This window comes from Serratia sp. H1w (genome assembly GCF_000633355.1).
Classification (GTDB): domain Bacteria; phylum Pseudomonadota; class Gammaproteobacteria; order Enterobacterales; family Enterobacteriaceae; genus Chania.
On the sequence record NZ_AYMQ01000050.1, the window covers coordinates 1 to 22521 of the forward strand.

Sequence of the window (22521 nt, forward strand, 5' to 3'; positions counted from 1 at the left end):
ACGATGTCCCCGGTCTGTACAGAGAGAGGGCTAGGGTGAGGGGCAATTATTCGGCGTCTTTGACATACTCGATCTCATTGACCGTCCAGTAGGCAATGCCCGCCGGGGTTTCAACCGTCGCCGTATCCCCCACCTCTTTTTTCAGCAAGGCACGTGCCATTGGCGAGTCGATGGAGATGTAGTCTCTGCGGCCAAAGATCTCATCATAGCCAACGATGCGAAAGCGTTTGGTATCGCCATCGTCGTTTTCGATCTCCACCCAGGCACCAAAGAACACCTTGCCCGCCTGCTGTGGCGAATAATCCACAATTTTCAGTTGTTCAAGGCATTTGGTGAGGTAGCGCACCCGGCGATCGATCTCACGTAGCCGCTTTTTATTGTATTGGTAATCGGCGTTTTCACTTCTGTCACCCAGGCTGGCGGCCCAGGTGACATTCTTGGTCACTTCCGGGCGGTCTTCACGCCACAGGAAATCCAGTTCTTTTTTGAGCTTGTTGTAACCCTCACGGGTGATCAGCAATGTTTTCATCGTTATCCATCATCAAATCACAGGAAGTGGGCGATTCTCGCATAAAGCGGTCACGATATCCGGTGGCGTTTTTTTTATAAACCTGAGGTACACTGCCAATTCGCCAGCATTGCGGTTTTCTGCCAAGAGTGTACATCATACCCAGTGGGAAGTTTTTTACCGATCGGCGACCCTGATTTAAGTGAAAATTGTTGATATTTGGGCAAAAGAATAAGCTTTGTAACAATTTCGTCTAGAATATATACCATTAAACGCTGTCAGTAATGATGGAGTTTTTGAACAATACAGGCTGTTGCCAAATAACCGCCAGCGGTAGCGATGCATAAGTGCGGGCCACAGTCTAGAATCAGGCAATAAAGCCTTTGGGAGTCAGACAATGCAAGAGAATCACAAGATTCTGGTCGTCGATGATGACATGCGCCTGCGTGCGCTTTTAGAGCGTTACTTAACCGAACAGGGCTTCCAGGTTCGCAGCGTGGCCAACGCTGAGCAAATGGATCGTTTGCTGACGCGTGAGTCTTTCCATCTGATGGTCTTAGACCTGATGTTGCCGGGCGAAGACGGGCTGTCTATTTGCCGTCGTCTGCGCAGCCAAAGCAACCCGATGCCGATCATCATGGTGACCGCCAAGGGTGAAGAAGTGGATCGTATCGTCGGGCTGGAAATCGGTGCCGATGACTATATCCCTAAACCGTTCAACCCACGTGAACTGCTGGCCCGTATCCGTGCGGTGTTGCGCCGTCAGGCCAACGAGCTGCCGGGTGCGCCTTCGCAAGAAGAGGCGGTAATCGCCTTCGGTAAATTTAAACTGAACCTCGGCACGCGCGAGATGTTCCGTGAAGATGAACCTATGCCATTAACCAGCGGTGAGTTCGCCGTGCTGAAAGCCTTGGTCAGCCATCCACGCGAACCGTTGTCGCGCGATAAGCTGATGAACCTGGCCCGTGGCCGCGAATACAGTGCGATGGAGCGTTCCATCGACGTGCAGATCTCGCGCCTGCGCCGCATGGTTGAAGAAGATCCGGCACATCCACGCTATATCCAGACCGTTTGGGGTCTTGGCTACGTCTTTGTCCCGGACGGCAGTAAGGCATGAGGAGATTACGCTTTTCACCGCGTAGCTCGTTTGCCCGAACTTTGCTGTTGATCGTCACCTTGCTGTTCGTCAGCCTAGTGACGACCTATCTGGTGGTGCTTAACTTCGCCATCCTGCCCAGCCTGCAGCAGTTCAATAAGGTGTTGGCATACGAAGTTCGTATGCTGATGACCGATCGGCTGCAACTGGAGGACGGCACCTTGCTTGAGGTGCCGCCAGCGTTCCGCCGCGAGATTTACCGCGAGCTGGGCATCTCTCTCTACACCAATGCGGCTGCGGAAGAGAGCGGCCTGCGCTGGGCACAACACTACCAATTCCTCAGTCAGCAGATGGCCCAGCAACTGGGAGGCCCGACCGACGTCCGCGTCGAGGTGAATAAAAACTCCCCGGTGGTCTGGCTGAAAACCTGGTTGCAGCCGGATATCTGGGTGCGCGTCCCGCTGACCGAAATCCATCAAGGCGATTTCTCGCCGCTGTTCCGCTATACCCTGGCGATTATGTTGCTGGCGATAGGCGGGGCCTGGCTGTTTATCCGCATTCAGAACCGCCCCCTGGTGGAGCTGGAGCATGCCGCCTTGCAGGTAGGCAAAGGCATTATTCCGCCGCCGCTACGAGAGTATGGTGCCTCTGAGGTGCGCTCCGTGACCCGGGCCTTCAACCAGATGGCCTCCGGGGTGAAACTGCTGGCTGACGACCGCACATTGCTGATGGCAGGGGTCAGTCACGATTTGCGCACGCCGTTGACGCGTATTCGGCTGGCAACGGAAATGATGAGTGAGCAAGACGGCTATCTGGCGGAGTCGATCAATAAAGATATCGAAGAATGTAACGCCATCATCGAACAGTTTATTGATTACCTGCGTACCGGCCAGGAGATGCAGACCGAAATTTGCGATCTGAATTCTATTCTGGGCGAAGTGGTGGCCGCAGAGAGCGGCTACGAGCGGGTAATTGAAACCGACATCCTACCGGGTGAGCTGATGGTGGATGTGCATCCGCTATCGATCAAACGTGCGGTAGTTAACATGGTGGTAAACGCGGCGCGCTATGGCAACGGCTGGATCAAAGTCAGCAGCGGGCGTGAACTGCAACGCGGCTGGTTCCAGGTGGAAGATGATGGCCCTGGTATCAAACCGGAAGAGTTGAAGCACCTGTTCCAACCCTTTGTGCGTGGTGACAGTGCGCGTAGCACCAGCGGCACCGGGTTAGGGCTGGCGATCGTGCAGCGTATTATCGATGCTCATGCCGGTGTGCTGGATATCGGCACCAGCGAGCGCGGTGGGCTGCGTATCCGGGCTTATCTCCCATTACCGATCGAAAAGAAAGAAGCTGCCAGCGGCAATCCGCCTGCCAAAGAAAACGCCTGATATCCTGACTTATGGTCGCAGCACTGTGGCCAGGTCAGGGCTTCTCGTTCTCATCATTTTCATCGCTAAAGGTGGCAATGCGCGCTAGATCCTCATCGCGCGGTGGGATATCCAGCTCAACGCCGCCGAATTCTGCAAAGTGTTGATGCAACCAGGTTCCTAATCCATAACGTGGCGGCTTCTTCATTAACGCCTGTTTTAAGTCCATATGTACCTCCTCCGGTTTTTAACGGGCGCAGCATGCAGCGCCCCTACAAATCAGCCTTAAGTGCAAATTAGCCGCTGCAAATAGAAAAGGCGCGGAGTTCGCGCCTTGGCTTAGGGGGTAATTAACGCTATTACAGTTTCGGACCGGAGCTGACCAGTGCAGCGCCTGCCGGGGTATCGGTGTACTTGTCGAAGTTGGTGATAAAGCGGTTCGCCAGATCGTGCGCCTTCTCTTCCCATTGTTCCAGGTTGGCATAGGTGGCACGTGGGTCGAGGATCGCCGGATCAACGCCTGGCAGGGCGGTTGGCATCGACAGATCGAAGATTGGCAGCGTAATGGTTTCTGCCTTATCGATTTCACCGTTGAGGATGGCGTCGATAATGCCGCGTGTATCTTTGATCGAGATACGTTTACCGGTACCGTTCCAGCCGGTATTCACCAGGTAAGCCTGCGCTCCGGCCGCCTGCATACGCTTGACCAGCACTTCGGCATACTGGGTTGGGTGCAGCGACAGGAAGGCAGCACCGAAGCAGGCAGAGAAGGTTGGCGTGGGTTCGGTAACGCCGCGCTCGGTGCCGGCCAGCTTGGCGGTGAAGCCGGACAGGAAGTGGTACTGGGTCTGGTTGGCCGTCAGGCGTGATACCGGCGGCAGTACGCCGAAGGCGTCCGCAGTCAGGAAGATCACCTTGGTGGCATGGCCCGCTTTGGACACCGGCTTGACGATGTTCTGGATGTGGTAGATCGGATAGGAAACGCGGGTGTTCTCGGTTTTCGAACCGTCATTGAAGTCCACGGTGCCGTCGGCCAATACGGTGACGTTTTCCAGCAGCGCATCACGCTTGATGGCGTGATAGATATCTGGCTCGGCCTCTTCCGACAGCTTGATGGTTTTGGCGTAGCAGCCACCTTCGAAGTTGAACACGCCATCGTCGTCCCAGCCGTGTTCGTCATCGCCGATCAGTTGGCGTTTCGGATCGGTGGACAGCGTGGTTTTACCGGTGCCGGACAGGCCGAAGAATACCGCCACGTCGCCTTTCTCGCCCACGTTGGCCGAGCAGTGCATAGAAGCGATGCCTTTCAGTGGCAGCAGGTAGTTCATGATGGAGAACATACCCTTCTTCATTTCGCCGCCGTACCAGGTGCCGCCGATCAGCTGCATGCGTTCGGTCAGGTTGAATGCCACGAAGTTTTCCGAGTTCATTCCCTGCTGCTGCCAGTTCGGGTTGGTGCACTTGGCGCCGTTCATCACCACGAAGTCAGGCTCAAAACCTTGCAGTTCTTCATCGCTCGGGCGGATAAACATGTTTTTGACGAAGTGCGCCTGCCATGCCACTTCTGTGATAAAGCGGACTTTCAGGCGGGAGTCTGCGTTGGCGCCGCAGAAGGTATCGACCACGAACAGGCGCTTGCCGGAGAGCTGTTCGGTGACCAGTTTTTTCAGATCTGCCCAGACTTCAGGGCTGAGAGGTTTGTTGTCGTTCTTGCCTTTACCCTGATCGGCCCACCAGACGGTGTCCCGGGTAATATCGTCACGAACGATGTACTTATCTTTTGGCGAACGGCCAGTAAAGATGCCGGTATCGACGGCAACGGCACCCAGATTGGTGACTACACCACGCTCAAACCCTTGCAGAGAAGGGTCCGTTTCTTCCTTAAACAGTAATTCATAACTCGGATTGTGAACGATTTCACCAACGTTATGAATTCCATAAGCGGCTAGATCCTGGTGGGTTATACCATTAACACGCATGTCACTACTCCTTGATCACAGAATTTCTGGCGACAATTGTAGGGATCCATGGCGATGTAACCGCGATAGGTATCAAATATTTAACGTATTAAACGTTTTTTAGTTACGTTATGAGATGTAGACCACGGAATAAAGCAAGCCTGCAAACGGCGGAGGCTGACGTACGTCACAACTCGACGCACGTCACAGTGCGGTATTGATTAGTGCAGCTGGGTGTTACCGTCGGCATTGCCGCTATGAAGGGCGGCGATATCTAGCGAGTCGAATACATAATGATTACCACAGTAATCACAGTGCATATCGATGTTGCCATCCTGTGCCAGCATATCGGCCACTTCTTCCGCTGGCAGGGTAATCAGCGCATCGGCACAGCGCTGGCGCGAACAGGTGCAGCGGAAAATCACATCCTGAGGCTCGTACAGCGTGACCTCTTCCTGATGGTAAAGGCGATACAGCACTTCGTTAGCCGGCAGGGTGAACAGCTCCTGATCCTTGATGGTGGCGGTCAATTGCACCAGATGATCGAAATCATCGGCATTGCCATCCTGAGCTGGCAGTACCTGCAGCAGCATGCCAGCGGCCGCTGGTTTGCCTTCGGCTTCGCCAGTTCGGATAAACAGGCGCGTTGGCAACTGTTCGGACTGACGGAAATACCCTTCCAGACACTCGGCCAGCGTTTCGCCTTCCAGACCTACCACGCCCTGATAGCGTTCACCTTCAGATGGGGTGATGGTGATCACCATAATGCCGTTACCCAGCATCTGGTGCAGAGTGCTATCGGCCGCAATTTCGCTTTCTACACGGGCTACGCCACGCATTTCCTGGCGATTGTTGCCGTTGATCACTGCCAGCTTCAGCGGGCCGTCACCTTGCACCTGAACGGTAATGTCACCGTCGAACTTCAACGTGGCGGTCAGCAGGCTGGTGGCGACCAACAGCTCGCCCAGCAGCTTTTGCACCGGGGCCGGATAGTCGTGGTTGGTCAGGATGTGCTGATGAGTTTCGCTGACGGTAACCAGCTCACCGCGCACCGCGTAGTTCTCAAACAGGTAACGGTGTAATTGGTCATGGTTGGACATAGTTTTCTCTCTGTGCAGCGAGGGATTATTCCTGCTCGCCAAATTTAAATTTGATCAAATCGCGCCGCTCTTTCTTGTCCGGGCGACGATCCGGATGCGGCATGGTCAGCGCATTCATCTTGCGTGCCAGCGCCACTTTCTCGCGGTTGGCAATGCTGGCCTCGGTTTCCTGATACATCAGCTGCGCCTCGTCGGCCCCGCGCCGCTGGCTGTTGAGGGCCAGCACGATGACGGTACGCTCGTCATTCCCCTGGCGCAGCTTGATTTCGGCGTTGAGCTCAACGGCTTTACTAGGCTTGCCGCGCTGCCCGTTGTAGTGCACCTTGCCGCCGTCGATCATGTCGCGGGCCAGTGCGCGGGTTTTATAAAAACGGGCGGCCCATAGCCATTTATCCAGGCGGACGGTCTCATCCGGTGTTGCTTTGGCTTTCATTGCTCCCTCCGCTCCAACGCCGGTATCAACTGGCGGTAGTCGCTCATTGACGGATAACGCTGGAAAGTTTTACTCGCCATGCTGGAATCCGGGTTCTGTACGCCAAGGCAGTAGCGGATGCCAAACTTGCGGGCGGCATCCAGAATGGGTTCACCATCATCCACAAACAGCGTGCGCTGCGGATCAAAACCGGTTTGCTGCTGTACGGCCTGCCACAGACGCTGATCTTCCTTCGGATAACCAAATGTGTGGGTGGAAAGTAATAAATCAAGGTGTCGATCCAAACCCGTGTGCTCAACCTTCACGGCCAGACTGTGTGGATGCGCGTTGGTTAGCAGGATGGTGCGCTGCCCGGCATCGCGTAGCGCCTGCAAAAACGGTTGGGTATCTTCACGTAGCCGAGCACGGTTGCCGACTTCGCTGGTCATCTGGTAGATATCCAGATCCAGCCGTTCGCACCAGTAATCGAAGCAGTACCAGTTCATGGTGTGCTGTACGGCCAGGTATTCGTCGTTAATAATTTTGCTGGCCACGTCGAAGGGGATCGAACGCTGTTCACTCAGTGCCTGCGGCACCAGCTTGAGCCAAAAATGGCTGTCGAATTCCAGATCCAGCAGGGTGCCATCCATATCCAGCAGTACGGTATCAATATCGTGCCAGTCAAACTCGGGAACCATGTAAAAACTCCATAGCTGGGGCCGTGGCAGCCCACAGATGATAAAACATACAGAGCCTAGTATAAGCGGTTGGCGGGATGGAGGCTACGCCGTCGGGCGTATGGATAGCGGAGTGAGCTGCGGGTTGAAGCAGCTTTCATAGTAGCGCTGGATATCGGCGAGGCGGTGTTGGTTTTTGCGTCTGCGCTGCACCAACTGCCAGGAGTTGTAACCCAGCACAACGACCAACACTAGCAACAGCAGGCTGGTGCCAAGATAGCGCCACAGGGTCACGATATCCGGCTCACTGTGCAGGGCGATATGCCGGGTGCCGTTGGCATCGACAAAGATATTGGTGATCACCCCGTTGGCCTTGAACGGCGTATGCAGCAACAGGCTGCTAAGGCGCTGGAGTTCGTTCCATTGATCGAGTGCGTTGTATTCGTTCAGCGGCTGCGCGGGCAGGGGATAGTCCACCAATTGCTTGCCTTCGTCACTGGTGATCAGAAAACCGCCCGGCGGCGGGCTGTTGAGGGCGGCGGCGGCCTGGCGGGTTTCCCGCACCACAAAGGCAGAGGTGGCCGCGTTGCTCAGGTTTTCCAGCGATTCGGCACTGACCGGCCGCAGCAGGACGTTAACGCCTTCCAGCGCCCCGGATTTGGCCCGTTTCACCAGGCTGGCCCAGTTCTTGACGTTACCCAGGTTGACCAATGCGTTCTTCAAGCGCACACAGTCGGCCTGCGTGCCACACAGATCCTGCGTTTTCAACACGATATCCGCAAAGTCGTCCAGCAGGATCATGCCCGATTTTTCAATCGCACTGGCCAACTGCGGGTTCACTTTCTGCTCGGCACCGCTTGGGTGCAGTTGCCGGTTGATGTTGGCCATCAGCGCAGCGGCTTTATCGATCACTTCCGACTCGGGCTGTGGCAGCGGGGTGGCGGTATTCCAGTAGATCCCCGAACAGTCGAAAGGCATAAAGCTTGGCGCGGTGGCGTTGTTGTTACCAGAAGGGACGTAGCACATCCCATTGCCCTGGATTTTCAGCCTGTCGCCGATATGCAGTGGGATGGCCTCCAGTGCCTGAACGCTGGTGACTTCCGTTTTCTGGGCCCCTTGCAGCCACGCGGTGCTCAGTTTAGCCGGCAGGCTGAGTGGAATGTAGATTAACAGTAACAACAGCACCACGAGCGAACTGGCCGCCAACACGGCGTTCTTGCCCCATTGTTGCAGGGGGAAGTTCTTCACTTCGTCATGCAAAGAGAGATAATGCCCCTGACGTACCACCTGCCGGTTGAGGTAAATATCCACATTGGTGGTCTTCCCCAGATCCGCGCTCAGGTAAGGCAGCCAGTGCGGGGGATAGATCAGATCGATGATCCCCAACGAGATATTATTGATTTGCCCTTGATTGGACTCGCCGAATAGCCCCCAGCGCTTTGGCGTACCGCGCAGGCAGTGCACCTCTTTCAGCTCTTTTTCGGTCGGGCGGCGCAGCAACTGCCAGCAACCCCAGGCGATCATCAGCACCGCCACCAGAATGATCCAGGGGATCACCACCACCGGGCTGATCAGGCTGAAGAACAGCAGCAGCAGGGCAGTAGAGATGAGGGTGGCTTCTTTGATGCCATTCGGCCGGTTGAGTGCATGTTCCTCGCGCGTTTCCTTGCGAATGTTCATCAACTCAATATGTTCGCTCTCTTCCTTGCGGATGGAGGCGTTTCTGGTTGGGGCTGCGGTCACGACCGGCGAAGGCGGGCTGTCGTGGATATGATCCAGCAGCGAATGGCCGTTGAGTGAGATCACTAGCGGCAGCGTCTGAGTCTTGATCACTTCGACGTGGTTATCGGCGCTGATGTACTGCTCCCAGAACGGGGGGAGATGAACTTCCTCCGAGTCGAGATAGTAGCGCCAGTTGTTGGGTTCATCGCTAGCCAGGCCATAGCGGGTGATGGCATGGGTGATCGGGTAGACGTTGTCGCTCTGGGCGGTCAGCGCCAGCCTGACAGAAGGCAGCGAAAGCGAAGAGGAGCCTGGCAGCAGCTTGTTGCCCAAACGGTTCTGTTGGTTGAGGTAATATTCAATCGCCGCCCGCTCTTGAGCGGTCAGCTTGCGGTGGGTAGGTTTAACAAACGGCAGGATACCTGCCAAGACTGGCCGCGGGCGGAATTTAAACCACAAATAGAGGCCAGCAGCGATCAGGCAGGCTAGCGCTAAGGCCAATATCAACGCTATTGTGCTCATGCTATTCTCATCCTACGCCCATGAAACCGCCAGTCTTAACCACAAAGCCAATCATTATACGGAGTTAACCGCCCAGAGATAGAATGACCCGCCGTTAAATTGTTATCCGGCTCTCATTCGGGGTTATCGTTCGGCGTTCGCCGCACGATGCTTTACCTGTGTGAGCATAGCAACCCTGATATTGGCTGGGTATCGGGTTTATCCTATTTGCCGCTGCGCGTTTAATCGATCGGAGGGTGACTGGCCAGGTTTGTTAAAAAAAAGTAAATTACAGGCTAAGCTCGTTGCGGTAATGGTTCCCATTAACGCACAATGTGATCAAGATCGAGTTTAGCCAGCGGATGATCGCCAAGCTGTCTGGCACAACGCGCATATTATTATCCTGGTTATTGGCCTGAGGATGCTGATTATTCAGCGTGTCAGGCGGTTAACCTAGTTGAGGCAATCATGGATAAACACCTGCAAAAACCTAAAATTCTGAAAGTCGAAACGGTCGCGCGTTCGCGTTTATTTAACGTTGAGTCGGTCGATCTGGAGTTCAGTAACGGTGTACGGCGGGTCTATGAGCGTATGCGCCCTTCGGAACGTGAAGCGGTGATGATTGTCCCGGTGATCGGCGATGATTTGCTGTTGATCCGTGAATATGCGGTCGGCACCGAATCCTATGAGCTGGGATTCCCCAAAGGGCTGATCGATCCAGGTGAAGGGGTATTGGAAGCGGCTAACCGCGAACTGATGGAAGAAGTCGGTTTTGGGGCCAGGCGTTTCGATTTTCTCAGCAAGTTGACGATGGCACCTTCCTATTTTTCCAGCCAGATGAATATCGTGCTGGCGCACGATCTCTATGCGCAAAGCCTGGAAGGAGATGAGCCAGAGCCGCTGCCACAGGTGCGTTGGCCGATAGCCAACATGATGGCACTGCTGGCGGAACCGGACTTTCGTGAGGCGCGTAACGTCAGCGCACTGTTCCTGACAGAGGCGTTCCTGCGCGGTTCACGTTAACCCGCATGAGATAAAAAATGGCCAGATTGCTCTGGCCATTGTCGTTTTTAGAACAGCTCGTGGCTTTCGCCACCAGGGTCTGTCAGGGTGGTTCCGGCATCGTGTACCGAGTATTCCGTAGGCTGAGTGCCTTCGATAAAGTACTCGGAACGGCTACCCCCGCCCCCGTTGGACAGTTTGCCCGTGCTCTTGTCGATAGTGACGCTGACAATCCCCGGCGGTGGTGTGACTTTCTGCTCTGGAATGCCTTCCAACGCCACTTTCATAAAGTCATCCCAAGCCGGCTGGGCACTCTTCGCGCCGCCTTCACCGCCGGAAATCTGATCCGGAATGGCACCCGAAGCGCTGGCACGGCCGAGGTTGCGGCGGTGATCGTCGAAACCGATCCACACCGATGTCACGGTCTCTGGGCCATAACCGGAGAACCAGGCATCTTTGGAGCTGTTGGTGGTACCGGTTTTGCCGCCGATATCATGGCGTTTCAGATCGCGGCCTGCACGCCAGCCGGTCCCCATCCAACCCGGTTCGCCGAAGATGTTGGAGTTCAGCGCATCGCGGATCAGGAACGACAGCGGGGTACTGATCACATGTGGTGCATATTGCTGGTCGTTATCCTGCTGTACCTGTGCCGGGGTGACCTGCTCAAGCTGTGGCATTGGCACGTTGGCATTGTTGCCTTCCTGCGATACCGCAACGTTCTCAACGTTATCGTCGGAAAGCATGGCTGAACGACGCGTATCGCCGTAGATCACCGGCAGATTGCAGCTTTCACACACCACTTTCGGTTTGGCTTCAAACACGGTCTGACCGGCATAGTCTTCAATCTTGGTGATGAAGTAAGGGTCGATCAGATAACCGCCATTGGCCAATACTGCATAGCCTCGAGCTACCTGCATTGGAGTGAACGAAGCCGAACCCAGCGCCAGCGATTCCGAATGCACGATGTTTTGTGCCGGGAAGCCAAAGCGTTGCAGATATTCGGCGGCGTAGTCCACGCCCATGGCACGCATGGCACGTACCATCACCACGTTCTTCGATTGGCCAAGACCTTGGCGCAGCCGGATTGGGCCGTCATAGGTTGGCGGTGAGTTTTTCGGCCGCCAGTCGGTACCGGCACCGGCATCCCAACGGGTAATCGGTAGATCGTTGAGGATAGTGGCCAGCGTCAGGCCTTTATCCATCGCCGCGGTGTACAGGAAAGGTTTGATGTTGGAACCTGCCTGGCGCAGCGCCTGGGTGGCGCGGTTGAACTTGCTCTGGTTGAAGTCGAAGCCGCCGACCAACGCCTTGACGGCACCGGTGTTAGGATCGAGCGACACCAGCGCCGAGTTCACGTCCGGTACCTGTGACAGCCACCAGTTCTCGTTAACCTTGCGAACCCAAATCTGCTGGCCGGACTGCACCACATCGGTGACGCGCTTCGGCGTAGGGCCTTGCACCGTGTCGCTCTTGAACGGACGAGCCCAACGCATACCGGACATCGGTAGCGCAATGCGGCTGCCATCGGACAACATGGCGGTAGCCTGTTCGGCATCCGCCTGGAGGATCACCGCAGGCGACAGCGGGCCGTAGGTCGGCAGGTTCTTCAGGGAATCGACTATCTGTTTCTGATCCCAGGCTGGCTCACCCACTTTCCACAGCACGTTTGATGGTCCGCGATAGCCGTGGCGCATGTCGTAGTTGAGGATGTTGTTACGTACCGCCTCCTGCGCACCCTGTTGCAGCCTCTTGGTGATGGTGGTGTAGACCTTGTAACCGTCGGTATAGGCGTTTTCACCGTACTGCTTGATCATCTCCTGACGCACCAGCTCTGAAAGATAAGGAGCGGAGAAGCTGATTTCCGGCGCATGGTAATTGGCGACCAAAGGCTCACTGCGGGCCTGATCGTACTGCGCCTGGGTGATATAGCGCTCATCCAGCATGCGCGATAGCACCACGTTACGACGCGCTACGGAGCGATCGTGGGAGTACAGCGGGTTAAAGGTGGACGGTGCCTTGGGTAACCCGGCAATGGTAGCCATCTCGCTCAGCGTCAGTTGGCTGACATCTTTGCCAAAATAGACGTGCGCGGCGGCACCCACGCCATAAGCGCGGTAACCCAGATAGATTTTGTTCAGATACAGCTCAAGAATTTCGTCTTTGCTCAGCATCTGTTCAATGCGGATCGCCAGGAAGGCTTCCTTGATTTTGCGCATCAAGGTGCGTTCTGGGCTCAAGAAGAAGTTTCTGGCCAACTGCTGGGTGATGGTACTGGCGCCCTGCGAAGCATGGCCGGAAACCAGCGCGACCGACGCAGCACGGAAGATACCAACGGGATCGACCCCGTGATGATCATAGAAACGGCTGTCCTCCGTAGCGATAAAGGCATGCACCATCACCGGTGGAATTTGGTCCAGCTTGAGAGGAATACGGCGTTTTTCACCGTATTGGGCGATCAGTTCGCCCTCAGCGCTGTAAACCTGCATCGGGATTTGTAGCCGCACGTCTTTCAGCGTAGCGACATCGGGCAGCTGTGGCTCGACATATTTGTACAAGCCAAAAATCGAGGCTGCTCCCAGCACGATGCAAAACACTGCAAGGATTAAAAGATACTTTACGAACTTCACCTGAGATTTCCCATTTCATGTCAATTGGGCAGTTTATAAACAACCGCGCGGTAGTATAAAGGCAAGCCTGCAACATGGATATGTTCTTTTGTTATCTGAGGGGTCAGAGGCGGGGTGAAATATGTTTTCTCAAACGTGGCAGGTGGGGTTGGATATCCAGGATCACTGTGTCCAGGCATTGGCAGCACAACGCCGTCGCAACGGTTGGCAATTGCGCCACTGGTGGCAGCAGGCTTTGCCAGATTCGGCCTTGCGGGAAGGGTATCTGGAAAGTTCTGAAACTTTGGTGGCGGTGTTAAAGCAGTGGCGTAGCCGGTTACCAAGACATATTTCCTTACGCATTGCCTTACCCGCGCAGCGGGTTTTACAACAGACGCTACCTTTGCCGGATCTCCGCTTGCAGGAGCCGGTTCGTCATGACTACATCACCACGCAGGGCCTGAAACAGTTCCCGCTAGATAGCTTGACGCTAGCGATGGATTACCGCCAGGCGCAACCCAATACCCACCAATTGTTGCTCACCGCAGCTCGCCAACAGGAATTGCAACAATGGCTGCATTGCCTGCAACGGGCGGATCTTCACCCCCTGGTGATCGATATCGCGCCTAATGCGCTCAGTATGATGGCCGCGTTTGCTGGCTTGGCAGCCGATGCCGGGTTACTGCATCGCCTGGAGTCGGAATGGCTATGGGTAGCACCGCGAGCCATGCCCTTTACCTATGGAGTTTTACCGGCGGGGGAGGTTGCCAGCGTCGAGCAGGCGTTGGCGGCCATGCGCTCAGCCTGCCCTGCCTTGGGGTCTAAAGAGGTGTATTACAGCAGCGTATTGGATGAAACCGCACCGGAAGGCACCATGCCCTGGTCACCGTTCACGGCTTTCAGCCGCTTATATCCGCCGTTGCCCGCCCAGCCGATGGCGTTTGTATTGGCTGGCGGGTTGGCGCTGCGCCGCGAGGATGCCTGATGTATCAGGTCAATTTGCTACCCTGGCGCCTCAGACTCCAGCGGCAACGCTACACCTTCTGGCTACGCTGCTTTGCTGCTCAATTGCTGCTGGTACTGGCTTTGCTGGCGGCAACTTACTGTTGGCTACGTTACCAACAGGCCAGACAGCATTCGCTGCTACTGGGCCTGACGCAGCAACACACCGAGCTGACAGAGCGCATTCAGCAGACACAGAAAATGATGGCTGAAGTGGCCCGTTTGGATACAGAAGACGCCCGTTACCAGCACAATCGCGCGCAAAACCGGCGTTATCTGTCGCTATTGCAACAACTTTCGCTAACGCTGCCTGACACGCTATGGCTGACGAGTTTTGAAGAGAATGCCAAGGGGATCTCGTTGCGGGGGCAAGGTGGGCCGTATGCGGCGATCGTCACCTTTGAACGGCGGTTGGCTGTGCTGCCTTTGTTGCAGGGCTGCCACCTGGTTGAAGTCACGCAGCGCAAGGAGGGTGGGCTGGCGTTCACACTCACGGCACGTTGGGGGCAGGATGGATAAACCCCTGGCGGACTGGCTGATCCCCTGGCTCGCTCGGCCTGGTTGGCAACTGCTGGCGGTGCAATGGCTGGTTTTAATCGGGATTGGGCTGTTGGCCAGCAGCGGGTTGATCGCTGGGGAATGGCAACAGTGGGAAAAGCTGGATGGGCAACGTCAGCAGCAGGAACGCCAGATTGCAGAGCGCCAACAGCAGCTAAGCCGGTTACCGCCGTTGGCCGATCTTGAACAGCGTTTGGGGCAGCGCGCATTGAGCGTACCTGCTGAAACAAGGGATTTTGGCAGCCATCTCTATCAGCTTGGGGGGCGGCTACTGCGTTTGCAACAGCAGGAAAAGCCGGCCCAGCAAACGATCGGCTTACAGCTGGATTTCGGTGGTTTGTTGCGCTTGCTGGAGGAACTGCCAGCCACACAAAGGATCGGGCAAATGAAAATCGAGAGGCAGCCCGAGGGGCTGATTACCCAATTGACGCTGATGAGTTCTGCCGAGGCGGTGGATGAATAAGGCGTGGTTTTGGCTGCTGTTTTCGGCTCCGCTGTGGGCCGGGCAGTATCGCGATCCGTTCCAACCCCCCTCAACGGCGATTTGCGCCGATCCTGGCGTTTCACCGGTGGGTTGGCAGTTGAAAGGGGTTATCGGCACGCCAGACTTGCGTTATGGCTGGGTGGTGACTCCGCAGGGGCAGTGGCTGGGGTTATTGCCCCGGCAACGGGTACTGGATGGGGATTGGCAAGTGATGCAGATCCTGCCCCGCCAGCTTGAACTCGCTGCGCAGGAGATGGCAGAGGCATGTCGGCCACATACGGGCAATGTGGTGTTGACGTTGGGTAACAAACCTAAGGAAAGGCAATGAAGGGATATCAGTGGCTGTTGGTGTGGTGGTTGGCTCTCCCCTTGACGGTGATGGCGAGCGTGCAGCAGGAAAAACCGGTATCGCTAGCGTTCCATGACGCCCCGGTCAGCCTGATTTTACAAGCGCTGGCGGAATATCAAGACTTGAACCTGGTTGCAGCCGAGGGCGTCGATACCAACCTGACGCTGCGGTTGGACAATGTTCCTTGGCAGCAGGCGTTGGCGATAGTGTTACGCATGGGCAAACTGACGATGACGCTGGAGGGCAATGTGATGATGGTTTTCCCGCAGCCGGAGGAACAGGAGTTATTACGTCAGCAACGGGCGCTGGCGCAGCGGGAGCCGTTGCACAATCTGACGATCACGCTGCAAAACGCGGAGGCCAGTGAGATCGCGCAGAGCCTGGAGAGCCAACGCGGCAAAATATTGACCGAGCGTGGCAGCGTGGTGGTGGATAAACGCACCAATGCGCTGCTGCTGCGTGACACCCAACAGGCGCTGGCTCAGTTGAAAACCTGGGTAGCCGAGATGGATACCCCATTGGAACAGGTCCAATTGGCTGCTCATATTGTCACTATCAGCAGCGAGAACCTGCGGGAGCTTGGCGTACGTTGGGGGCTGGCGGCAGAAGAGCGGCCAGCCAAAACGCTGCGGATAGACAATTTCAGCGTTGGCCTGCCGGTGGAAAATAGTGCCATAACGGCCGGTTTTCACCTGGCACGTATCAGCGGGCGTATTCTGGGTCTGGAGCTGTCGGCGTTGGAACAGGAAAATCAGGTAGAGATTATCGCCAGCCCGCGCCTGCTGACCGCACATCTGCAAACCGCCAGCATCAAACAGGGCACGGAAATCCCCTACGAAGTGTCGAGTGGTTCCAGCGGAGCCACCTCGATCGAGTTCAAGGACGCGGTGCTGGGCATGGAAGTGACGCCAAAGATTTTGCCTAACGGACGTATCACCCTGACGTTGCAGATCAGCCAGAATATGCCGGGGCGTTCGATCAAACAGGGGGAAGGAGAGGCGTTGGCGATCGACAAGCAGGAAATTAAAACGCAAGTGACGGTGAAGAATGGGGAAACCATCGTCCTGGGGGGCATTTTCCAGCGCCAGAGCACCCAGGCGGCCGATAAAGTCCCGGGCGTGGGCGATGTCCCCTTGCTAGGTACATTGTTCAAACGCAGCAGCAAACAGCATAAGCGGCGTGAACTGGTGATTTTCATCACTCCGACGCTGATCAAGGTGTAAATCATGAGGCTGCTGACAAGCCCGCGTCGATCTCACCATACTGCGCCCGTGCAAAGATTGAACAGCAGACAAACTTTTTTCCTGACTCAAGGTTTTTAGCGTGCTGACGGCATCGACATCAAATGAAGCAAACTGACAAAAGTTGCAGTTAATCTGTCAGATCACGACATCCCGCCATGTTTTCAGATAAACTCCACGCGGAGATCTCGCGCTGATGCTCTGTTCATGAGGTATGAGTGCAAAATCCTAGCCGTTGAAAACGCTTAAAAGTTGGCAACTAAATGCACTTTTTTTCGCGCCTTACAGGCATCTGAGTTTGACGCTGCGGCAGATTTAGCTTACAAGGGTTACCGAATTGAGCACCGAGGTTTTTTTGTTAATGCGATACCCGTCGTCTTCCAGGCTGAAACCTGGGATCCACAGGGTATAAGACGCCGTTAAAAACGTATGGTTTCCCTCCTGCGGCGTGGATAGTGATTTATTCGGTTGCCAAACTACCAAGAGTGTTGAGATAATTTTTCGTCTGATCTCGCACTATCGCTCATGAGGTTTCAGTTTAGGTCCCGCCGCTAATTTGATTGGCGGGGCGGGTTATCATTAACGAATTGTCTTAGTAATACCGAAAAACATGGCAGAGAAACGCAATATCTTTCTGGTTGGGCCTATGGGTGCCGGCAAAAGCACTATTGGCCGTCAGTTAGCTCAGCAACTCAATATGGAGTTTTTCGACTCCGATCAAGAAATTGAGCGACGTACCGGAGCTGACGTGGGCTGGGTATTCGACGTGGAAGGGGAAGAAGGTTTCCGCGATCGTGAAGAAAAAGTCATTAATGAACTGACGGAAAAGCAAGGGATTGTGCTGGCTACCGGCGGGGGCTCGGTTAAGTCGCGTGAAACGCGTAACCGCCTGTCGGCGCGTGGTGTCGTGGTCTATTTGGAAACCACTATCGAGAAGCAGTTGGCCCGTACTCAGCGCGACAAAAAGCGTCCGCTGCTACAGGTAGACTCTCCTCCGCGTGAGGTGCTGGAAGCGCTGGCTCGAGAGCGCAATCCGTTGTACGAAGAAATTGCAGATGTCACTATCCGCACCGACGATCAAAGCGCTAAAGTGGTTGCCAACCAGATTATCAACATGCTGGAAAGTAACTGATAGCGGTTTCCGTGTTGGCCACGGGCAAATGCGGAAATTCTGATTGTGTTCCCCGCGTTGGCGGGGATAAACCACACCGAGAACTGAGCGCGACATGGAGAGAATTACCGTAACGCTTGGGGAGCGTAGCTACCCGATTACCATAGCCGCCGGATTGTTTGACGATCCGGCTTCTTTTATGCCGCTCAAGGCGGGTGAACAGGTGATGCTGGTCACCAACCAGACTTTGGCACCGTTGTATCTGGAGCGTATCCGAACGGTGCTGGAGCAGGGCGGCGTAGTGGTGGATCAGGTGATACTTCCTGATGGCGAACAGTATAAATCTCTGGCCGTACTCGAGCAGGTGTTCTCGGCGCTGCTGGAAAAGCCACACGGTCGCGACACCACGCTCATCGCCCTCGGCGGTGGCGTGGTTGGCGATCTGACCGGCTTTGCCGCGGCGTGCTATCAACGCGGTGTGCGTTTTATCCAGGTTCCTACCACGCTGCTCTCGCAGGTGGACTCCTCCGTTGGCGGCAAAACCGCCGTCAATCATCCGCTCGGTAAAAACATGATCGGTGCCTTCTACCAACCGGCTTCGGTGGTGGTAGATCTGGACTGTCTGCGTACTTTACCGGCGCGTGAACTCTCCTCTGGTCTGGCAGAAGTGATCAAGTACGGGATCATTCTCGATGGTGATTTCTTCGTCTGGCTGGAAAATAATATTGACGCGCTGGTTGCGCTGGATATGGACGCGTTAGCGTACTGCATCCGCCGCTGTTGCGAATTGAAGGCCGAGGTGGTGGCTGCCGATGAACGTGAAAACGGTCTGCGGGCGTTGCTCAATCTGGGCCATACCTACGGCCACGCCATCGAAGCCGAAATGGGCTACGGTGTCTGGCTGCACGGTGAAGCCGTGGCGGCTGGCATGGTGATGGCGGCTGAAACGGCGCGTCGTCTGGGCCAGTTCTCGGTTGACGATATCGAACGGATCAAGACGCTGCTATTGCGCGCCGGGTTGCCGATTTGCGGGCCGCAGGAGATGACGCCTGAAGCCTATCTGCCACACATGCTGCGTGATAAAAAAGTGTTGGCAGGGGCGTTGCGTTTGGTATTGCCGAAGAGCATCGGTGAAGCAGAAGTTCGTGGCGGTATCGACCATGAGCTGGTGCTGGCATCGATCGCCGATTGTTTGCCAACACAGCGCGCGTAACTCGGTTACACTCAATAGCGTTAACGCTTCGCCTGGTCGATATGCAGCCGTTACTCTGTTGCTATCAGGGCTGTACCTTGCCCGCCGGGTAATTCCATGGACGGCGTAATTTGACGCAGGTCGGCAGTGCTTGAGCTTGCGGGCTACTACAGTGGCTTGGCTGCTGTTAGACTCTATATTAATAGTGCGCAGAGCGAGACAGATGTCGCTTTGCCATCATCGGGTTAATAGTCTCGAACCATGCCGGGTCCTGGATGGCGAGATTTTGCCTCTAGTTGGAGGGTTTCAGATGGATGAGTTTAAACCAGAAGACGATCTCAGGCCTGACACCAGCGATCGCCGTCCTGCGCGTTCACGTCGGCCAGCCGCAACTGGGCCGCGTTTCGCCGTTTCACGTCAGCATATGATGATTGGCATTGGTATTTTGGTGCTGTTGTTGCTGATCATCGGTATCGGTTCGGCGCTGAAGGCCCCAACCAAGCACGAGGCTGCGCAGCAAGGGGCAACCCGCGACATCAACCTGTCTGGCTCATCGTCGCTGACTACCAGCAACAACGGCGTTGCGGGTGGGACTACCGATACCAACGATAACAACGGCGTGAGCACCTCTCAGCCTCAGACTGTTAACGTTCCACCTATCTCCAGTACGCCGACTGAAGCGCAGCCTGTAGCCCCACAGGGCGGTGCGGGTGAGCGTGTGGATCTGCCAGGCAACATGGCCGATGCCTTGTCATCACAGCAAGGCCAGGTTGATGCAGCCGCTGCGCAGAGCATCAATGCCCCGGTTTCCTCTTTGCCCACCGCTCCGGCAACCGTGATGAACGGTGCTGCCGCGCGTGAAGCAGCGCGTCAGGCAGCGCATGGCAACAACGCCACCGCTGCGACGCCATCGCATAATACGCCAGCTAAAACCGCTGCCACCAAGCCAGCAGCTACGACTAAACCGGCAACATCGGCCAAACACTCTACGACTTCCACCACGGTTTACACCCCACCAGCCAGCGGCAAGAGTGGCGCGGTAACCGGCAGCGCAGGCTCACTGAAAACCGCACCAGGTAGCCATTACACGCTGCAACTGAGCAGTGCGTCACGTTCCGATACGTTGAATGCCTTTGCCAAACAACAGAATTTGCCACACTACATGGTGTACGAGACCAAGCGTGATGGTAAACCCTGGTTTGTGTTAGTGAGCGGCAATTACGCTTCTTCGGCGGAAGCCAAACGTGCCATCGCCACGCTTCCGGCGGAAGTTCAAGCGAAAAAACCATGGGTCCGTCCTGTACAGCAAGTGCAGCAAGACCTGAAAAAATAATCATTAATTTTGTGCGCTGATGTGCTGTCTGAAGCAGAGTACATATCCGCCGCTCTGAATTGTAATAAGTAGCTAACTGACGGCATGAAGAAAAACCGCGCTTTTTTAAAATGGGCTGGTGGAAAATACCCGCTGATAGACGAGATCCGTCGTCATTTACCAGAGGGTGACTGCTTAATCGAGCCTTTCGTGGGCGCGGGTTCAGTCTTCCTGAACACAGAGTATGAGGCTTATATTCTCGCGGATATCAACAGCGACCTTATCAGCCTGTATAACATCGTTAAGCTGCGCACGGATGATTTCGTGCGCGACGCTCGCATGCTTTTCACCGATGAGTTCAATAACTCAGACCAGTACTACCTGCTGCGTGAAGAGTTCAACACCACTACCGATGAGTATCGGCGTGCGCTGCTGTTCCTGTATCTGAACCGTCACTGTTATAACGGCCTGTGCCGCTATAACCTGAGTGGTGAGTTCAATGTGCCGTTTGGGCGTTACAAGAAACCCTACTTCCCGGAAGAAGAGCTGTATTGGTTTGCTGAAAAATCGCGCAATGCCACTTTTGTCTGCGAGCACTATCACGATACCATGGTGAAGGCGACCCAGGGGGCCGTGGTCTATTGCGATCCGCCTTATGCCCCTCTGTCAGCCACGGCGAATTTTACCGCTTATCACACCAACAGCTTTAGCCTGGCCGATCAACAAGGGCTGGCGCGTATTGCGCATCAGTTGTCGGTCGAAAACCAGGTGCCGGTGTTGATTTCCAACCATGACACCGAGCTGACGCGTGACTGGTACCAGCATGCTTCGCTGCATGTGGTGAAGGCTCGTCGCACCATCAGCCGCAATATTTTAGGCCGTAGTAAAGTGAACGAACTGCTGGCGCTGTACAAAATAAGCTGAATAACTCGAACCCTACGTTTGGAGAAGCGGATGAAAAAGTTTTTGATTGCCCCGTCCATTCTGTCTGCAGATTTTGCCCGCCTGGGTGAAGATACTGCCAAGGTGTTGGCCGATGGTGCCGACGTGGTGCATTTTGACGTGATGGATAACCACTACGTGCCTAATCTGACGATTGGGCCGATGGTGTGCGAGGCCTTACGCAATTACGGCATTACCGCACCGATTGACGTCCATCTGATGGTAAAACCGGTCGATCGTATCGTGCCGGACTTTGCCAAGGCTGGGGCAACCTATATCTCTTTCCATCCTGAAGCCTCCGAGCACGTTGACCGTACCATCCAACTGATCAAAGAGAACGGCTGCAAGGCTGGCCTGGTGTTTAACCCAGCCACCCCGTTGAGCTATCTCGATTACGTGATGGACAAGATCGACGTGATCCTGCTGATGTCGGTCAACCCCGGTTTTGGTGGCCAATCCTTTATCCACGGTACGTTAGACAAGCTGCGTCAGGTCCGTAAACTGATCGACGAAAGCGGCCGCGATATCCGTCTGGAAGTGGACGGCGGCGTAAAGGTCGACAACATTGCCGAGATCGCCGCAGCGGGCGCGGATATGTTTGTGGCAGGCTCGGCCATCTTTGGCAAGCCGGATTACCGCGCGGTGATCGGCCAAATGCGCAGTGAACTGGCAAAGGTGAGTCATGGCTGATTTTAGCGCGATCCGCGGCCTGGCCTTCGATCTCGATGGTACGCTGGTAGATAGTGCACCAGGTTTGGCGGCAGCGATCGATCTGGCGTTGGTGGAAATGGGTTTACCGCAGGCTGGTGAGGCTTTGGTCAGCACCTGGATTGGTAACGGTGCCGATGTGCTGGTACAGCGAGCGCTGCGCTGGGCAGAGGTCGAAGCCACGCCGGAGCAGTGCCTGCAAATGCGCCAACGCTTCGACCATTTCTATGCGCAAACCGTAGCAAGCGGCAGCCGCCTGTTCCCACAGGTGACAGAGACGCTGGCCCAGTTGGCCAAGCTTGGCTACCCGCTGGCGCTGGTCACCAACAAGCCGACCCCCTTTGTTGCCCCTTTGCTGGCGGCGCTCGGTATTAACAACTTTTTCTCGCTGATCATCGGCGGTGACGACGTGGTGGAGAAAAAACCCCACCCAACTCCGTTGTATCTGGTGTTCGGCAAGCTTGGCCTGCGGGCCAGTGAAGTGCTGTTCGTCGGGGATTCGCGCAATGATATTCAGGCGGCGCAGGCGGCAGGTTGCCCGAGCGTCGGTCTGACCTACGGATATAACTACGGTGAAGCGATCGCCCTGAGCTACCCCGACCGCGTGTTGGAGCGCTTCGCCGATTTGTTGCCCGCACTTGGGCTGTCATCTTTAGAAGATCGGGAAATTTAA

General features: G+C 55.6%; 21 protein-coding genes and 1 pseudogene. 14 read left to right on the plus strand and 8 right to left on the minus strand.

All coding sequences use genetic code 11. The features are described from left to right. Window positions 1–46 precede the first annotated feature (46 nt). Window positions 47–529: a transcription elongation factor GreB gene (gene greB / locus U869_RS0110690; RefSeq protein ID WP_025122398.1), complete on the minus strand. Its 483-nt coding sequence runs from the start codon at window positions 527–529 to the stop codon at window positions 47–49. A gap of 376 nt (window positions 530–905) precedes the next feature. Between greB and ompR the strand changes: the two genes are divergently transcribed. Both ompR and envZ read left to right on the plus strand, forming a co-directional pair. After that, window positions 906–1625: a two-component system response regulator OmpR gene (gene ompR / locus U869_RS0110695; RefSeq protein ID WP_004709363.1), complete on the plus strand. Its 720-nt coding sequence runs from the start codon at window positions 906–908 to the stop codon at window positions 1623–1625. Next, window positions 1622–2992, plus strand: a complete 1371-nt coding sequence (envZ, locus tag U869_RS0110700; RefSeq protein WP_025122397.1) for a two-component system sensor histidine kinase EnvZ — start codon at window positions 1622–1624, stop codon at window positions 2990–2992. The genes ompR and envZ overlap by 4 nt, the downstream gene beginning before the upstream one ends. A gap of 34 nt (window positions 2993–3026) precedes the next feature. Here the strand turns inward: envZ and U869_RS0110705 are convergent. From U869_RS0110705 to U869_RS0110730, 6 genes and pseudogenes are all read right to left on the minus strand, one after another. Next, a pseudogene (locus U869_RS0110705) lies at window positions 3027–3212 on the minus strand (plasmid stabilization protein); the annotation flags it as partial. Window positions 3213–3330: 118 nt separating this feature from the next. After that, entirely contained in the window at window positions 3331–4950 is a 1620-nt protein-coding gene (pckA, locus tag U869_RS0110710; protein WP_025122396.1) for a phosphoenolpyruvate carboxykinase (ATP), read from the minus strand. Between the two features lie 200 nt (window positions 4951–5150). After that, window positions 5151–6029 carry an Hsp33 family molecular chaperone HslO gene (gene hslO / locus U869_RS0110715; protein ID WP_025122395.1) on the minus strand — a complete coding sequence of 293 codons (879 nt, stop codon included), beginning with the start codon at window positions 6027–6029 and terminating at the stop codon, window positions 5151–5153. Between the two features lie 25 nt (window positions 6030–6054). Further along, entirely contained in the window at window positions 6055–6462 is a 408-nt protein-coding gene (hslR, locus tag U869_RS0110720) for a ribosome-associated heat shock protein Hsp15 (protein ID WP_025122394.1), read from the minus strand. Further along, window positions 6459–7139 (minus strand): GMP/IMP nucleotidase, encoded by a 681-nt coding sequence (yrfG, locus tag U869_RS0110725; RefSeq protein ID WP_025122393.1) that lies wholly within the window; start codon window positions 7137–7139, stop codon window positions 6459–6461. Before yrfG ends, hslR begins: the two co-directional genes overlap by 4 nt. Window positions 7140–7223: 84 nt before the next feature. Then, window positions 7224–9362: an intracellular growth attenuator family protein gene (locus U869_RS0110730; protein ID WP_025122392.1), complete on the minus strand. Its 2139-nt coding sequence runs from the start codon at window positions 9360–9362 to the stop codon at window positions 7224–7226. 447 nt (window positions 9363–9809) lie between these two features. On the opposite strand from U869_RS0110730, the gene nudE reads away from it, so the two are divergent. After that, complete coding sequence (gene nudE / locus U869_RS0110740) at window positions 9810–10364, plus strand: ADP compounds hydrolase NudE (protein WP_025122391.1); 555 nt, start codon at window positions 9810–9812, stop codon at window positions 10362–10364. Window positions 10365–10411: 47 nt separating this feature from the next. On the opposite strand, the gene mrcA is transcribed toward nudE, so the two are convergent. Continuing rightward, the gene (mrcA, locus tag U869_RS0110745; protein WP_025122390.1) at window positions 10412–12970 is read right to left on the minus strand and encodes a peptidoglycan glycosyltransferase/peptidoglycan DD-transpeptidase MrcA; all 2559 of its coding nucleotides are present in this window, start codon (window positions 12968–12970) and stop codon (window positions 10412–10414) included. Between the two features lie 121 nt (window positions 12971–13091). Between mrcA and pilM the strand changes: the two genes are divergently transcribed. The 11 genes from pilM to U869_RS0110800 all read left to right on the plus strand — a co-directional run bounded on the left by pilM (window position 13092) and on the right by U869_RS0110800 (window position 22521). Continuing rightward, the gene (pilM, locus tag U869_RS0110750; RefSeq protein WP_025122389.1) at window positions 13092–13934 is read left to right on the plus strand and encodes a type IV pilus biogenesis protein PilM; all 843 of its coding nucleotides are present in this window, start codon (window positions 13092–13094) and stop codon (window positions 13932–13934) included. Further along, complete coding sequence (locus U869_RS0110755; RefSeq protein WP_025122388.1) at window positions 13934–14470, plus strand: PilN domain-containing protein; 537 nt, start codon at window positions 13934–13936, stop codon at window positions 14468–14470. The genes pilM and U869_RS0110755 overlap by 1 nt, the downstream gene beginning before the upstream one ends. Beyond that, entirely contained in the window at window positions 14463–14972 is a 510-nt protein-coding gene (locus U869_RS0110760; RefSeq protein ID WP_025122387.1) for a hypothetical protein, read from the plus strand. Before U869_RS0110755 ends, U869_RS0110760 begins: the two co-directional genes overlap by 8 nt. Further along, window positions 14965–15321: a DNA utilization family protein gene (locus tag U869_RS0110765; RefSeq protein ID WP_025122386.1), complete on the plus strand. Its 357-nt coding sequence runs from the start codon at window positions 14965–14967 to the stop codon at window positions 15319–15321. The genes U869_RS0110760 and U869_RS0110765 overlap by 8 nt, the downstream gene beginning before the upstream one ends. After that, the gene (gene hofQ, locus U869_RS0110770; protein WP_037408889.1) at window positions 15318–16565 is read left to right on the plus strand and encodes a DNA uptake porin HofQ; all 1248 of its coding nucleotides are present in this window, start codon (window positions 15318–15320) and stop codon (window positions 16563–16565) included. The genes U869_RS0110765 and hofQ overlap by 4 nt, the downstream gene beginning before the upstream one ends. 628 nt (window positions 16566–17193) lie before the next feature. Further along, entirely contained in the window at window positions 17194–17715 is a 522-nt protein-coding gene (gene aroK, locus U869_RS0110775) for a shikimate kinase AroK (RefSeq protein ID WP_005271698.1), read from the plus strand. Window positions 17716–17809: 94 nt separating this feature from the next. Next, entirely contained in the window at window positions 17810–18907 is a 1098-nt protein-coding gene (gene aroB, locus U869_RS0110780) for a 3-dehydroquinate synthase (protein WP_025122384.1), read from the plus strand. Window positions 18908–19196: 289 nt separating this feature from the next. Continuing rightward, the gene (locus U869_RS0110785; RefSeq protein ID WP_025122383.1) at window positions 19197–20219 is read left to right on the plus strand and encodes an SPOR domain-containing protein; all 1023 of its coding nucleotides are present in this window, start codon (window positions 19197–19199) and stop codon (window positions 20217–20219) included. Window positions 20220–20303: 84 nt separating this feature from the next. Beyond that, window positions 20304–21122 (plus strand): adenine-specific DNA-methyltransferase, encoded by an 819-nt coding sequence (dam, locus tag U869_RS0110790; protein WP_025122382.1) that lies wholly within the window; start codon window positions 20304–20306, stop codon window positions 21120–21122. 30 nt (window positions 21123–21152) lie between these two features. Continuing rightward, the gene (rpe, locus tag U869_RS0110795; protein ID WP_025122381.1) at window positions 21153–21830 is read left to right on the plus strand and encodes a ribulose-phosphate 3-epimerase; all 678 of its coding nucleotides are present in this window, start codon (window positions 21153–21155) and stop codon (window positions 21828–21830) included. Continuing rightward, the gene (locus tag U869_RS0110800) at window positions 21823–22521 is read left to right on the plus strand and encodes a phosphoglycolate phosphatase (RefSeq protein WP_025122380.1); all 699 of its coding nucleotides are present in this window, start codon (window positions 21823–21825) and stop codon (window positions 22519–22521) included. The genes rpe and U869_RS0110800 overlap by 8 nt, the downstream gene beginning before the upstream one ends.